The sequence below is a fragment of the Streptomyces sp. AHA2 genome, from assembly GCF_036857595.1.
In the GTDB taxonomy this organism is placed as follows: Bacteria; Actinomycetota; Actinomycetes; order Streptomycetales; family Streptomycetaceae; genus Streptomyces.
Genome location: NZ_JAUQWJ010000001.1, coordinates 113,409 through 126,820, shown reverse-complemented (window position 1 = coordinate 126,820; position 13,412 = coordinate 113,409). Strand labels below are relative to the sequence as shown.

Below are 13,412 nucleotides of genomic sequence, written 5' to 3'. Positions count from 1 at the left end.
CGGGCCCTCGCGCTCGGTCCCGGGGTCTGCCACGAGCATGGCAGAGGGGGCAGGCCGCCGACCAGCACCGCCTGTCACGTCTTCGACGGGGAGCCGTCGCCCCCCGCCCCGGCAGGCACGCCGGTACGGGATGGGCGTTCGGCTCGCCCCGCCCGGAACCGGGTCCTCGTCCCCGGGGCCGGGTGTCAGCGGCCGCCGCGGATGAGACCGGTCAGGTAACGCCACAGCGAGGAGCGCTGCCGGGCCGACGGATCGGGCAGGTCCTCCGCGGCTGCTCCCGGCACCGGCTCGTCCGCCACCGGCCGCACGGGCGGTGCCGGGGCGAGCGCGTAGCGCACCGGCAGGGAACGCAACCCTCGCATGAACGGTGAGGAGCGCCACGGCAGTTGGTCGGCGGGCAGGGCGAGGTCGAGGTGGTCGAACCGCTCGGCGAGGCACCCGACCCCGGCCGCGGCCACCGTCGACGCCAGCTCCCGGGCCGGGCACTGGCGGGGGCCGGCGCCCCACGACAGGTGCGCCCGGGTGCTGACGGCGGTGCCGGAGGCGACGTGGCCGGCGAAGAGCGGGTCGGCGTGCGCGGCGGCCGAGGAGACCCACACCGGGTCACCGGCCCGGATCGTGTAGGCGCCCAGGCCGGTGTCCTCGGCGGCGAAGCGCGGCACGAAGTTCACCAGGGGCGGCTTGCGCATGACCACCCGGTTCATGGTCTCCCGGACCATCCCGGCGGACAGGCTGGCCCGCACCCCGCCCTCGCCCGAGACGACCTCGACGACCGTGTTGGAGATCAGGATGCCGACGTGGTCGGAGGTCATGCCCAGCAGCATGAACAGCTCACGGGCCAACTGGTCGAGCGACAGGTCGGGGTGCGCGGCCAGCAGGTACGAGGGGAAGTCGTCGCCCGGCTTCTGCCGCTTCAGCGCGGCCAATTCCGCCAGGGCCGCCAGCAGGCGCTCCAGGGCGGCCTCGGCGTCCGGGCCCGCGTCCAGCACCCGCCACATGTCCATCAGGGCGTCGTCGCCCTGCGATCCGGGGAAGCCGAGCAGGTGGCTGGCCACCATCAGCGGCAACGGCCGGGAGAACTGGGCGGACAGGTCGGCCACGCCGGTGCTGCCGCCCTGCGCGATCAGCGTGATCAGGTCGTCCGCGTAGGCCGTGGCGGCGGACCTGAGGCGCTTGGCCTGCGGGTGTCGCGGGTCCTGGAAGGGTTTGAGGGCGGCGTCCCAGGCCGTGCGCAGGGGGCGGTAGCCGGGTCCGCCCTGGATCAGGACGTGGTTGACCTCCAGGGACGGACCGAGCGGCCAGTCGGCCGGGATCCGGCCCTCGGAGCGGGCGCGCCAGTTCTCCAGGCCCTTGGGCCAGCGGTCGTCGTCCTGGAGGACCTGGAGCGCCTCGCGGTAGCCGAGGACGAGCCAGGCGGGCACTCCCAGCAGGTCGACGGGGGCGACCGGGCCGTGCCGCTCCCGCAGCCGCTCGTAGACGAGTGCGGGGCGCGTCTCGTAGTCCCGGGTCAGCAGCGGTTCGGGATTCAGGGTCTCCAGCCCGGTGCCGTCCACGTCCACGGATCCGCCGTCGTCCCACTGGGAGTCCACTGCCCTGCCACCCTTCGAACACGCCCTGTACCGGATCACCGTCAGGCGGTGACCGGAAACGGTGGGGACCCTACCCGAGTCCCAACCGGCGGGCGGCGACGGGGTGGGGTACCGGAGACCGCCCTCGTTTCACGCATCGGGCGCCGGTCACGGGCGAGTTGGCGCCAGGACGCCGGCGGGCTCATCCCAGGAAGCTCAGGCGCACCTTCCGGTCCGGGTTGTCCTTGTTGGTGTCCACCAGGCACACCGACTGCCAGGTGCCCAGCTCCAGCCGGCCGTCGACGACCGGCAGGGTCGCGTGGGGCGGGACGAGCGCGGGCAGGACGTGGTCGCGGCCGTGGCCGGGACTGCCGTGCCGGTGCTGCCAGCGGTCGTCGGCGGGCAGCAGGGTGTGCAGCGCGGACAGCAGGTCGTCGTCGCTGCCGGCGCCTGTCTCCAGGACCGCGATCCCGGCGGTGGCGTGCGGGACGAAGACGTTGAGCAGGCCGTCGCGCCCGGCGGCGGCCTCGCGCAGGAAGGCCTCGCAGTCGCCGGTGATGTCGAGGACCCTCTCCGTGGATCCGGTGCTGACGTTCAGGACTCGAGTGGTGAAGGCATCAGACATGCCCTCCATCCTGGCCCATGCGCCCTCGTCCGCCCGGTCACCCCGCCCGGTGGGAAGATCCACGCCCCCCGGCAACGTTGGTAGAAGCGTGAACAACCTGCGTGAGGTCGAGACGGTCGTCACAGGGGCGGGCCAGGCGGGCTTGGCGGCCGCCTATCACCTGCGGCGCTCCGGCTTCGAGCCGGACCGCGACTTCGTCGTGCTCGACCACTCCCCCGGCCCGGGGGGCGCCTGGCAGTTCCGCTGGCCGTCGCTCACCTACGGCAAGGTGCACGGGATGCACGCGCTGCCGGGCATGGAGCTCACGGACGCCGACCCCGCGCGGCCGTCCGCCGAGGTGATCAGCGAGTACTTCGACCGTTACGAGCGGGTCTTCGACCTGCGGGTCAGGCGCCCCGTCGAGGTGCGGGCCGTGCGCGAGGGCGCCGGCGGCCGGCTCCGGGTGGAGACCTCGGACGGCGACTGGTCGACGCGGACCCTGATCAACGCCACCGGCACCTGGGACCGGCCGTTCTGGCCGCGCTACCCGGGGCAGGAGCTCTTCCGCGGGCGGCAGTTGCACACGGCGCAGTACCCCGGGCCCGAGGCGTTCGCCGGGCAGCGGGTCGTCGTGGTGGGCGGGGGTGCCTCGGGCACCCAGCACCTGCTGGAGATCGCCGGTCACGCGGCGGCCACCACCTGGGTGACGCGGCGTCCGCCCGTGTTCCGCGAGGGGCCCTTCGACGAGAACGCCGGCCGGGCGGCGGTCGCGCTCGTCGAGGAACGCGTGCGGCGGGGACTGCCGCCCCGCAGCGTCGTCTCGGTCACCGGCCTGCCGCTCGACGACACGATCCGGCGGGGCATTCGGGAAGGTGTGCTCGACCGGCAGCCGATGTTCGACCGCATCACCCCCACGGGCGTGGAGTGGAAGGACGGCCGGCACGTCGACGCCGACGTCATCCTCTGGGCCACCGGCTTCCGCGCCGCGATCGACCACCTGGCACCGCTGCGGCTGCGGGGCCCGGGCGGCGGCATCCGCATGGAGGGCACGCGCACGGCCGCCGACCCGCGGATCCACCTGGTCGGTTACGGCCCCTCGGCCAGCACGATCGGGGCCAACCGGGCGGGCCGCGCGGCGGTCCGCGACATCCGGCGCCTGCTGGACCGGGAGCCGGCTGCCGCGTGAGGCCGCGTCGGGCCGGCCGCCCTCACCTCGCCGCGCCGCCGTCGCCTCACCCCGCCGCCCGCGCCTGCGCGCTCTTCTGCCGGGCGTTGAACTCGGCCACGTTGCGCTGGTGTTCCCGGTAGTCGGCGGTGAAGCGGGTGTCGCCCGGACGGACGGTGACGAAGTACAGCCAGTCGCCCGGGGGCGGGTCGACGGCCGCGCGCATCGCCTGCTCACCGGGGTTGTCGATGGGCGTGGGCGGCAGCCCCATGCGCTGGTACGAGTTGTAGGGGCTGTCCAGTCGCGTGTCGCGCAGTGTCGTGCGGAGGGTGGAGCGGCCGAGGGCGTAGTTGAGCGTGGAGTCCATCTGCAGGGGCATGCCGCGCTCCAGGCGGTTGAAGACGACCCTGGCGACCTTGCCCATGTCCGCCTTGGTGGCCGCCTCCGCCTGGACGATGCTGGCGATGGTGACGGCCTGGTAGACGTTCATGGCGTTGCGCTGGGCCCCCGCGGCGATGGGCGCGCCGTTGAACTTCTCGTTCGCGGTGTCGACCATCAGCGACAGCAGTTTCTCGGGCGTCGTCTTGTCGCCCAGCGGATACGTCGCCGGGAAGAGATAGCCCTCCGGGTTGCCGTCGGCGTCGTTCGGCAGCTTCAGCGCGGCCTTCGCGGCGACCTTCTTCGTACTGCCCGCGGGAAGTTCGAGGGCCTTGTCGACGGCCGCGTAGACCTGGCTCGCCCGCCAGCCCTCCGGGACGACCAGGGCCGTGGGCCGGGGGTCCTCCTCGGGCGTCAGGGTCAGCAGCGGCACCGCCACGGCGGTACCGACCACGACGGCTCCGGTCACGACGAGGGCGATGCGGCCCCGGCGCGTCAGTCGAATCGTGCTCCGTGGCGGAGTGTTCTTCTGCATGCGGGCACGGTAACCCGCATATCGTCACAAACCCGGCATATTTTCATTTTGTCGTCTGCAGTCGGGCGTCCCGGCGCACGAGGGCGGCGTACCGGCCGTCCTGCTCCAGCAGCTCCTCGTGACTGCCGCGTTCGACCGCGCGCCCCGCGTCGAGCACGACGATCTGGTCGGCGCCCCGCACCGTGGACAGCCGGTGGGCGATGGTCAGCGTCGTGCGGTTCGCCGACAGGGCGTCGATCGCCTCCTGGACGGCCGCCTCGGTACGGGTGTCCAGCGCGCTGGTGGCCTCGTCGAGGATGAGGACCGGCGGGTCGCGCAGGATGGTGCGGGCGATGGCCAGACGCTGCTTCTCACCACCGGAGAAGCGGTGTCCGCGCTCGCCGACGACCGTGTCGTAGCCGTCGGGCAGGGACGCGATGTGGTCGTGGATCTGCGCCGCCTTCGCCGCCCGCCGGAGCTCCTCGTCGGTGGCGTCGGGTTTGGCGAAGCGCAGGTTGTCGGCGACCGAGGCGTGGAAGAGGTACGTCTCCTGCGAGACGACGCCGACCGCCCGCGCCAGGGTGCCGAAGTCGAGGTCGCGCACGTCGACCCCGTCGAGGGTGACGCGGCCGCCGGTCACGTCGTACAGGCGGGGCACCAGGTAGCCGAGCGTGGACTTGCCGGCGCCGGTCGGGCCGACCACGGCGAGGCTGCCGCCGGCCGGCACGGTGAGGTCGACGCCGTCCAGGATCGGACCGCCCTTGTCGCCGTAGCCGAACGAGACGTTCTCGAAGCGGATCTCGCCCTCGACGCGGTCGAGGCGGACCGGGTCCGGGCGCTCGGTGATGTCGATCGGCAGGTCGAGGTACTCGAAGATGCGCTGGAACAGCGCGAGCGAGGTCTGGATCTGCACCCCGGTCGACAGCAGGCTGACGGCGGGGCGGAACAGGCCCTGCTGGAGCGAGACGAACGCCACGATCGTGCCGATGGACACCTCGGGGCCGCCCAGCCGGAGGGCCATGCCGGCGGTCCAGTAGATGACGGCGGGCAGGGCGGCCATGACGACGGTGATGACGGCCATGCGCCACCGGCCGGCCATGTTCGAGCGCACTTCCAGGTCGACGAGTTCCTCTGACTCGTCGGCGAAGGTCCTCGTCAGGGAGTCGGAGCGGCCCATGGTCCGCCCCAGCAGGATGCCGCTGACGGAGAGCGACTCGGTGACCGTGGCGGCCATGGCCGCCATCTGCTTCTGGCGCTGCGTGGTGATCTTCCGCCGTTCGTCGCCGACGCGGCGGCTGATCCACACGAAGACCGGCAGCAACAGCAGCGAGACGATCGTCAGCCGCCAGTCCAGGGCGAGCATCGCCACGATCGTGGCGACCACGCTGGTCAGGTTGGAGACCAGGGAGGTCGCCGTGGAGGTGACGGTGGCCTGCATGCCGCCGATGTCGTTGGCGATGCGCGACTGCACCTCACCCGTGCGCGTGCGCGTGAAGAACGCCAGGGACATGCGCTGGAGCCGGCCGTAGACGGCGGTGCGCAGGTCGTGCATGACACGCTGGCCGACGGTCGTGGAGATCAGGGTCTGCAGGACCCCGAAGACGCTGGTGAGGACGGCGCTGAGGATCATGCCGAGGGCGAGCAGGCTGAGCAGGCCGGTGCGCCCCTGCGGGATCGCGACGTCCAGGATCTCCTTCAGCAGGAAGGGCGTGGCGACCGAGACGAGCGACGCGGCGCCGACCAGCAGGCCGACGATCGCGAGGCGGCCCCGGTAGGGACGGAATAGACCGAGGATGCGGCGGACCTGCCGGGGCTGCTCCTGCATGCCCTCGGGCGGGGTCCAGGCGGGGACGTGGTCGGGACGCATGGGCTCCTTCGCGGGTGATGCCGCCGGGGTCCGGCGGAGGGATCGCGTTCATTGTTACCTAAACTCACAATGAACAGCATCCTGATATTGTTCCCGCATGACCACGCCCGATCCCGACGGACTCCTCGCCGAGCAGTTGCTGCGGCTCACCCGCCGGGTGCACCGCATCCAGAAGCGCCATCTGCAGCAGCGCGGACTGGGCGTCACACCGGCCCAGTCGCGCCTGCTGCGCACCCTCGCGCACTGGGGCTCGCCGCCGCGCATGGCCGATCTGGCCGAGCGGCTGGAGGTGGTGCCGCGCGCCGTGACGACCCTGGTGGACGGACTGGAGGCGAGCGGGAAGGTGCGGCGGGTCCCCGACCCGGCCAACCGGCGCGTCATCCGCATCGAGCTCACGGACGAGGGCCGGTCCACGCTGCGCGAACTGCACGCCGTGCGCAGGTCGGCGGCGGAGGAGATCCTCGCTCCGCTGACGGAGGACCAGCGCGGGACGCTGGGCGAGCTGCTGGACACGCTGATCGACGGGACGCCGCAGGAACGCTGCTGACCGCGCGCGGCGCTCCTGCGGCTGCGGGGCGAACGGCATCTCCCGGTCAGCACCGGCCGCGGCCTGCGGTCAGCACCCCCTGCTCGGTCGCGAGGGTGCGGTCGTGGCAGCCGTGCCAACCCCACGACCGGTCGCGCTCACCGGCGGTGCCTCGGTGTCGACCCGGTGCTCCCGCTCCACGGGTGCCCGGTCACCCGCGCAATGAGGCGGGCTCCGCCAGGTCCGCCCTGTCCCCCATCACCACCACGGGCTGTTGTCGCGGGTCGAGCGTGCGCAGCAGATACCTCATCGCCGACCTGGGCACGCTGACGCAGGCCGACGTGCCGCTGCCGTGGTCCATGTGCAGCCAGATTCCGCCACCCTTCTGCCGGCCCTCGGGGCGGGTCGGATCGTTCGGCGGGGTGCCCTTGACGCGGTTGTAGTCGATGGCGATGACGTGGTCGAAGTCGTGCCAGTGCGACTTGGCCCACCAACGCGGGGCGGCGAAGGCGGCGGAGCGGGTGTACGGGAGCCGGGAGCCCGGGTCCGGCAGCACACCGCCGGCGTCGCTCAGGGTGAACACTCCCACCGGGCTGCGGTCGTCGTCCTCCCGGTGATCGGTGGTCCAGCCCTTCTTGCCGTTGTGCCCGGCCCAGCCGCGCTCCCGCTGCCAGGTCGAGCCGTGCCTGGTGTACAGGACGACCGTGGAGTCGGCGGAGTCCTTCCCGTCGCCGTAGACCGCGACGACCTGGCGGGAGCCGGACGGGATCCGCCGCTGGAGCCGGTCGCCGACGCCGGGGATCTGTGTCGGATCGGCCGCGGCCCCGTGGGTGGGGGTCGCCGGGCGCTCGGCGTCCCTCCCACCGCCGCTTCCCGCGCCACCGCAGGCGGACAGAGCCGTCAGGAAAGCGGCGAGGGCCGTCGTCGCGGTCACCGCTCGTCGTACGCCACCACTGTGCATCGCTCCATGGTCGCACCGCGCTCCGGGCGGAAGCGGACCGGGTCGCACCCGCAACCGTCGTGGTCCATCCGGCCGTCGGCGGGAAAACCGTTTGCCTCCGGCCGCGTCGCAACGCGAACCTGTCACGGTTTGCAGCCTTCGGCCCGCACCCTCCCCCTCCCCCTCCCGCCTGACACGAGCCCCTGGGACGTCATGCAGATCCAAGACCTTCCGTATCCCGACCCGGGCGTGCCGGACACGCGTTCGGGTTCACGCTTCCTGTGGTGGCTGTTCCGGAACCAGCTGGGCGGGCAGGTGAAGGCGCTCGCCTGGGGCCTGCTGCACTTCACCTGCGTCGCCGCGCTGCCGTTCTGCGTGGGCGTCGCCGTGCAGGCCGTCGTCGACCGCTCCGGGTCGCAACTCGCCCTGGCGGGCGGCCTGCTGGCGCTGGCCTGCGCCGGAAGCGCGGTCGGCGACACCTTCCTGCACCGCGCCGCCGTCACCAACTGGATCACGGCGGCGGCCCGGGTGCAGCAGCTCCTCGCCCGCAAGGCCGCCCGGCTGGGCTCGGCGCTCACCCGTCGGGTGGCCGCCGGCGAGGTGGTGGCGGTCTCCACGGGCGACGTGGAGAAGATCGGGTGGTTCGTGGAGGCCCTGTCCCGGTTCACCGCGGCCGTCGTCACCGTCGTGCTGGTCTGCGCCGCGCTGCTGATCCACCAGCCCGCGCTCGGCGTGGTCGTCGCCGCGGGCCTGCCCGTGGTGGCCCTGGCCGTGCTGCCGTTGCTGCCGCGCGCCACCCGGCGGGCCGACGTGCAGCGCGAGAAGGCGGGCCGCGCGACCGAGCTGGCCTCCGACACCGTCGCCGGCCTGCGCGTGCTGCGCGGCATCGGCGGCGAGGAACTGTTCCTCGACCGCTACCGCGACGCCTCCCAGGAGGTCCGGCACGCGGCCGTGCGCAGCGCCCGCATGTGGGCCCTGATCTCCGCGATCCAGGTGCTGCTGCCCGGGCTGCTGCTGGTCGGCCTCGTCTGGTACGGCGTGCACCTGGCGCGCCAGGGCCGGATCACCGTCGGTGAACTGGTCACCGTCTACAGCTCGGTGATGATTCTCAGCTACCCGTTGCGCCACTTCGAGGAGATCGCCATGGCGTACTCCTTCTCCCGGCCCTCCGCACGGCGTGCCGCGGGTGTGCTGCGGCTGGAGCGGGCGACGGACAGCACGGGCACGCGGACGGCCGGTGCCCTCTGCGGAGACCTGCACGACCCGCAGACCGGGCTGCTCGCCCCCGCCGGACAGCTCACGGCGGTGGTGTGCGGCGACCCGGACATCGCGGGCCGGCTGGCGGAACGCCTGGGCGGGCACCCGTCGCAGCAGGGCACTTCCGTCCTGCTCGGCGGCGTGCCGCTGGACGAACTCCCGCTGGACGACGCCCGGTCGGCCGTCCTGGTCCAGGACAAGGACCCGGTGCTGCTGTCGGGCACACTGCGGGAACTGCTCGACGTACCCGCCTCGGGCGAGGTCGAGCCCCGGCGGGCCCTGGCGGCCGCGCAGTGCGACGACGTGCTGGCGGCACTGGTGCAGGGCTCGCTGGACGCCGACGACCCCATGGACGCGCGGATCACCGAACGCGGCCGGTCCCTGTCCGGCGGTCAGCGCCAGCGGCTCGCACTCGCCCGTTCACTGGTCACGGACCCGCAGGTCCTCGTGCTGGACGAGCCGACCTCGGCCGTCGACTCGCACACCGAGGCCCGGATCGCCGCGGGCCTGCGAGAGGTGCGCGCGGGGCGCACGACGGTGGTCTTCACCTCCTCCCCGCTGCTGCTGGACCGGGCCGACCGGGTCGTCTTCCTGCACGAGGGCGAGGTCGCGGCGACCGGGACCCACCGGGAGCTGGTGCTCAGCGAACTCCGCTACCGGGCGGTGGTCACGCGCGAGACGGACGGCGCGGCGCCGGGCCGATCGGCCCGCTCCGGGCATTCGGCCGTCCCGGCGGACGTGCACCGGGAGGACGCACGGCCGGCCGGCCGTGCGCAGGACGACGGCCCTCGGGCCGACGTGCTGCGGGCGGAGCTGATCGAGGCGGACGTGATGCGCAAGCTGGAAGAGATCGAGGAGAAGGCATGATCGGCGTCGCACCACCGGCCCACGACCCGGCGGCTCCCACGACGGCGAGCACCCTGCCGGTCGGCGCCCCCGCGACCGTCCGCGCCTACGTCACCGAACTGCTGCGCCGGCACCGGCGCGCGTTCGCGGCCCTGGTCGCCGTGAACACCGTGGCCGTCGTCGCCTCGATGGCCGGGCCGTGGCTGCTGGGCGGGCTCGTGGAACGGGTCTCCGACGGGGCACGCGAGCTGCGGCTGGAACTCACCGCGGGTCTCTTCCTGGCCGCGCTGATCGTGCAGGCCCTGTTCGTCCGCCAGGTGCGGCTGCGGGGCGCGATGCTGGGCGAGCGGATGCTGGCCGACCTGCGCGAGGACTTCCTCGTCCGGTCGGTCGGACTGCCGCCCGGCGTGCTGGAGCGGGCCGGGACCGGCGATCTGCTGTCGCGGATCACGACCGACATCGACCGGCTGGGCAACGCGATGCGCGAGGCCGTGCCTCAGCTGTCGATCGGTGTGGTGTGGGTGGTCCTGCTGATGGGCGGACTGGTCGTGACCGCGCCGCCGCTGGCTCTCGCCGTGCTGGTCGCCCTGCCGCTGCTGATCGCCGGCTGCCGCTGGTACTTCCGGCGGGCGCCCTCGGCCTACCGTTCGGAGGCCGCCGGGTACGCCGCCGTGGCCGCCGCGCTGGCCGAGACCGTCGACGCCGGGCGCACCGTCGAGGCTCACCGCCTCGGCGAGCGCCGCATCGCGCTGTCGGAGCGCCGGATCCGGGAGTGGACCGCCTGGGAGCGGTACACGCTCTGGCTGCGCTCGGTGCTCTTCCCGGTCATCAACGTCACCCACTTCACCGTCCTGGCCTCGGTGCTGATGATCGGCGGCGTGTTCGCCCTGCAGGGGTGGATCGACGTCGGCCAGCTCACCACCGGAGCGCTCATCGCCCAGATGCTCGTCGACCCGGTCGGGCTGATCCTGCGCTGGTACGACGAGCTGCAGGTGGCCCAGGTGTCCCTGGCCCGGCTGGTCGGCGTGCGGGACATCGAGCCCGACCGGGGCGACCACACGGTGGCCCCCGAGGGACGGCACGTGCACGCCGACCGGGTGCACTTCGGTTACCTGGAGGGGGTGGACGTCCTGCGCAAGGTGTCCCTCGAGGTCTCCCCCGGCACCCGGCTGGCCCTGGTCGGTCCCTCGGGCGCGGGCAAGTCCACGCTGGGGCGGCTGCTCGCCGGCATCTACGCGCCCCGGGACGGCCGGATCACCCTGGGCGAGGCGGAGCTGTCCCGGATGCCCGCCGAACGCGTCCGTGAGCACGTGGCCCTGGTCAACCAGGAGCACCACGTCTTCGTGGGCTCCCTGCGCGACAACCTCCGGCTGGCCAGGACCGGGGCCCTCGACGCCGAGCTGTGGGCCGCGCTGGGCGCGGTCGACGCGGACGGCTGGGCCCGGGCGCTGGAGGACGGCCTGGACACCGAGGTCGGCTCGGGCGGCCTGGCACTCACGCCCGCCCAGGCCCAGCAGATCGCGCTGGCCCGCCTGGTGCTGGCCGACCCGCACACCTTGGTCCTCGACGAGGCGACGTCCCTGCTCGACCCGCGCGCCGCCCGCCACCTGGAACGCTCCTTGGCCCGGGTCCTCGACGGCCGCACCGTCGTCGCCATCGCCCACCGGCTGCACACCGCGCACGACGCGGACGTCATCGCCGTGGTCGAGAACGGGCGGATCAGCGAACTGGGCAGCCACGACGAGCTGGTCGCGGCGGACGGTGCGTACGCGGCCCTGTGGCGGTCCTGGCACGGGTGAGCGGTGACGCGGCGGGCGCGGCCGACGCGGACACCCTGGCGTTGCGCGGTCCCGAGGCTCGGTGGAAGTCTGGAAGCAGGCACCGGCTCGGGGAAGCCCGAAGGGGCGCGGCAGCGGCGGCGCCCCGTGCGCCCCGGTTCAGCCGAGGGCACAGGCCGGTGTCCCGTCCGGTGCGGCGGCGGCCGGCGCGGCCCTGGTGCGAGCGGGGCCGTCCCCACCCCCTGGAGGTACCCGTGAGCAGCTCCGACGGCTGGGGAGACGACGTCTACCAGCCGGAACAGAACGAGCAGAGAGAGGACACGGGGGTGCTCGACTCCGAGGACACCCTGGACTACGACGGTGTCGACGATCCCCTCGACCGGGGCTGGTCCCCTCCGGAGCGGCCCTGGGCCGTCGAGCACCTGGGCGTCACGGCGGCCGAGCGGCTGCGCGGCGAGACGCTCGACCAACGCCTCGCGGAGGAGCTCCCGGACGGCGCGGCCTACGGCGGCGACGGTCTCGGGGACTGCGAGGGCACCGACGGGGAACTCCTGGACAACGAGGTCGGCGCAGTCCGCTCCGGCCGGCTGGTCGCCCCCGACGAGGGCGCCCACGAGGACGAGGAGGCCGCACTGGTCGCCCTGGACGTGGGCATCGACGGAGCCGCGGCGTCGGCCGAGGAGGCCGCCGTGCACATCGTCGACGAGGACGCCCTGCCCGGCTGACCGGGGGCCACGCCCCGCCGGCCGCCCTCAAGCCGCCGCGTCGCCCGCGTCGCCCGCGTCGCACGAGTCGCACGAGTCGCACGAGGAGCATCCATGCAGCAGGACAAGCACCCCGACTACCACCCCGTCGTCTTCCGCGACCGCGCCGCCGGGTACGCGTTCCTCACCCGGTCCACCGCCACCAGCGACCACACCATCGAGTGGGACGACGGCGAGACCTACCCCGTCGTGGACGTGGAGATCTCCTCGGAGAGCCACCCCTTCTACACGGGCAAGGCCCGCACGGTGGACTCGGAGGGCCGCGTCGCCGCGTTCGAGCGGCGCTACGGCAGCGGCGGCTGACACCCGCCGCCCGCCGGGCGTTCAGATCACGTTGAGGGCCGCCGCACACCCCACCCCGCCGAGCAGCATGAACGCCGGCATCAGCACCTTCAGCTCGACCCAGCTGCCCGCCCTGAACCGCATGAACTTCGGCGGCCCCACCGGATACCAGCGCTTGCGGCCGACGGGAATGGGCCACAGGATCGGGCAGCCGGAGACGGTGAGGGAGTCGCCGATGTCGTGCACGATCGCACCGAGCACGACGGGCAGCCCCAGCCACAGGTACTCCTGTCCCGGCTCGGTGAACAGCCAGTCCGCCCCGTTGCCCGGTTGGTCCAGCACGCCGGCGAGGATCCACGCGGTGGTCGCGGCCAGCAGCCACACCAGGACCTCGCTGCTGGATCCCCGGGTGGCCCGCCACAGCAGGCCCTCGATGGCCAGCACCATGTGCACGAAGAGGACCGCGAGCACACCCCAGCGGTCGCCGGTGATCGCCGCCACCGACGTGCCCGCCCCGATCAGCACCGCCCACAGCCAGGTGTGCGTGAGCGTGCGGTGGCCGCCGGAGCGTCGCGGGTCGCCCTGCTTCTTCGTCGCCTTGTAGACGGCGTAGGACAGCTTGTCGACGATCTCGCACAGCCAGCGCGACACCGGCCCGAAGGACCGGGAGATGGTGGCCGCCTTGTGGTCGAGGTCAGGGGCGAGGGCGGCACCGGCGCAGATCAGCGCGCCGACCAGGAGGACCGGCCAGGGCATCGGGTGCCCGGCGGCGGCCGCGGCCGCACCGACGCCGAGCCAGGCGGCGGCGCCCGACAGTGAGTGTGCTGGTCCCATCATGGCCGTGCCCGCCCCATTCCTCGTGTGCCGCTGTCCAGTTGACCGGAGGCGCCGACGTGCGGTCGGCGCCCCAGCGTAGCGTTCGT

12 protein-coding genes are annotated in these 13,412 nt (G+C 73.4%); 6 read left to right on the top strand and 6 right to left on the bottom strand.

Annotated features, from left to right (window positions below; translation table 11 throughout):
- Positions 1-185: 185 nt before the first annotated feature.
- Together Q5694_RS00625 and Q5694_RS00620 are read right to left on the bottom strand one after the other, a co-directional pair.
- Positions 186-1,589: a cytochrome gene (locus Q5694_RS00625; protein ID WP_333929946.1), complete on the bottom strand. Its 1,404-nt coding sequence runs from the start codon at positions 1,587-1,589 to the stop codon at positions 186-188.
- A 181-nt stretch (positions 1,590-1,770) separates the two neighbouring features.
- Positions 1,771-2,193 carry a secondary thiamine-phosphate synthase enzyme YjbQ gene (locus Q5694_RS00620; protein ID WP_333929945.1) on the bottom strand — a complete coding sequence of 141 codons (423 nt, stop codon included), beginning with the start codon at positions 2,191-2,193 and terminating at the stop codon, positions 1,771-1,773.
- A gap of 88 nt (positions 2,194-2,281) precedes the next feature.
- Between Q5694_RS00620 and Q5694_RS00615 the strand changes: the two genes are divergently transcribed.
- Complete coding sequence (locus Q5694_RS00615; protein ID WP_333929944.1) at positions 2,282-3,358, top strand: NAD(P)-binding domain-containing protein; 1,077 nt, start codon at positions 2,282-2,284, stop codon at positions 3,356-3,358.
- A gap of 46 nt (positions 3,359-3,404) precedes the next feature.
- Here the strand turns inward: Q5694_RS00615 and mltG are convergent, their stop codons facing one another.
- Positions 3,405-4,250 carry an endolytic transglycosylase MltG gene (mltG, locus tag Q5694_RS00610; protein WP_333929943.1) on the bottom strand — a complete coding sequence of 282 codons (846 nt, stop codon included), beginning with the start codon at positions 4,248-4,250 and terminating at the stop codon, positions 3,405-3,407.
- Between the two features lie 43 nt (positions 4,251-4,293).
- Positions 4,294-6,096 carry an ABC transporter ATP-binding protein gene (locus Q5694_RS00605; protein WP_333929942.1) on the bottom strand — a complete coding sequence of 601 codons (1,803 nt, stop codon included), beginning with the start codon at positions 6,094-6,096 and terminating at the stop codon, positions 4,294-4,296.
- Between the two features lie 97 nt (positions 6,097-6,193).
- Here Q5694_RS00605 and Q5694_RS00600 point away from each other — a divergent pair, with 97 nt between their 5' ends.
- The gene (locus Q5694_RS00600) at positions 6,194-6,643 is read left to right on the top strand and encodes a MarR family winged helix-turn-helix transcriptional regulator (RefSeq protein WP_333929941.1); all 450 of its coding nucleotides are present in this window, start codon (positions 6,194-6,196) and stop codon (positions 6,641-6,643) included.
- 190 nt (positions 6,644-6,833) lie between these two features.
- Here Q5694_RS00600 and Q5694_RS00595 read toward each other — a convergent pair whose 3' ends face one another.
- Entirely contained in the window at positions 6,834-7,583 is a 750-nt protein-coding gene (locus Q5694_RS00595; RefSeq protein ID WP_333929940.1) for a hypothetical protein, read from the bottom strand.
- Positions 7,584-7,775: 192 nt separating this feature from the next.
- Here Q5694_RS00595 and Q5694_RS00590 point away from each other — a divergent pair, with 192 nt between their 5' ends.
- The 4 genes from Q5694_RS00590 (at position 7,776) to Q5694_RS00575 (ending at position 12,510) form a co-directional block, all read left to right on the top strand.
- Positions 7,776-9,686, top strand: coding sequence for an ABC transporter ATP-binding protein (locus tag Q5694_RS00590; RefSeq protein ID WP_333929939.1), 1,911 nt, complete (start codon positions 7,776-7,778; stop codon positions 9,684-9,686).
- Positions 9,683-11,464, top strand: coding sequence for an ABC transporter ATP-binding protein (locus Q5694_RS00585; RefSeq protein ID WP_333929938.1), 1,782 nt, complete (start codon positions 9,683-9,685; stop codon positions 11,462-11,464). The genes Q5694_RS00590 and Q5694_RS00585 overlap by 4 nt, the downstream gene beginning before the upstream one ends.
- A gap of 233 nt (positions 11,465-11,697) precedes the next feature.
- Positions 11,698-12,168 carry a DUF5709 domain-containing protein gene (locus tag Q5694_RS00580; RefSeq protein WP_333929937.1) on the top strand — a complete coding sequence of 157 codons (471 nt, stop codon included), beginning with the start codon at positions 11,698-11,700 and terminating at the stop codon, positions 12,166-12,168.
- A gap of 93 nt (positions 12,169-12,261) precedes the next feature.
- Positions 12,262-12,510 (top strand): type B 50S ribosomal protein L31, encoded by a 249-nt coding sequence (locus Q5694_RS00575; RefSeq protein WP_333929936.1) that lies wholly within the window; start codon positions 12,262-12,264, stop codon positions 12,508-12,510.
- Positions 12,511-12,531: 21 nt separating this feature from the next.
- Here the strand turns inward: Q5694_RS00575 and Q5694_RS00570 are convergent, their stop codons facing one another.
- Positions 12,532-13,326 (bottom strand): metal-dependent hydrolase, encoded by a 795-nt coding sequence (locus Q5694_RS00570; RefSeq protein ID WP_333929935.1) that lies wholly within the window; start codon positions 13,324-13,326, stop codon positions 12,532-12,534.
- Between the last annotated feature and the right edge of the window lie 86 nt (positions 13,327-13,412).

Excerpts from the sequence above, each read along its gene's own strand:
- Q5694_RS00620 (WP_333929945.1), bottom strand. The coding sequence starts at position 2,193 with ATGTCTGATGCCTTCACCACTCGAGTCCTGAACGTCAGCACCGGATCC.
- mltG (WP_333929943.1), bottom strand. The coding sequence starts at position 4,250 with ATGCAGAAGAACACTCCGCCACGGAGCACGATTCGACTGACGCGCCGG.
- Q5694_RS00605 (WP_333929942.1), bottom strand. The coding sequence starts at position 6,096 with ATGCGTCCCGACCACGTCCCCGCCTGGACCCCGCCCGAGGGCATGCAG.
- Q5694_RS00600 (WP_333929941.1), top strand. The coding sequence starts at position 6,194 with ATGACCACGCCCGATCCCGACGGACTCCTCGCCGAGCAGTTGCTGCGG.
- Q5694_RS00595 (WP_333929940.1), bottom strand. The coding sequence starts at position 7,583 with ATGCACAGTGGTGGCGTACGACGAGCGGTGACCGCGACGACGGCCCTC.
- Q5694_RS00590 (WP_333929939.1), top strand. The coding sequence starts at position 7,776 with ATGCAGATCCAAGACCTTCCGTATCCCGACCCGGGCGTGCCGGACACG.
- Q5694_RS00585 (WP_333929938.1), top strand. The coding sequence starts at position 9,683 with ATGATCGGCGTCGCACCACCGGCCCACGACCCGGCGGCTCCCACGACG.
- Q5694_RS00575 (WP_333929936.1), top strand. The coding sequence starts at position 12,262 with ATGCAGCAGGACAAGCACCCCGACTACCACCCCGTCGTCTTCCGCGAC.
- Q5694_RS00570 (WP_333929935.1), bottom strand. The coding sequence starts at position 13,326 with ATGATGGGACCAGCACACTCACTGTCGGGCGCCGCCGCCTGGCTCGGC.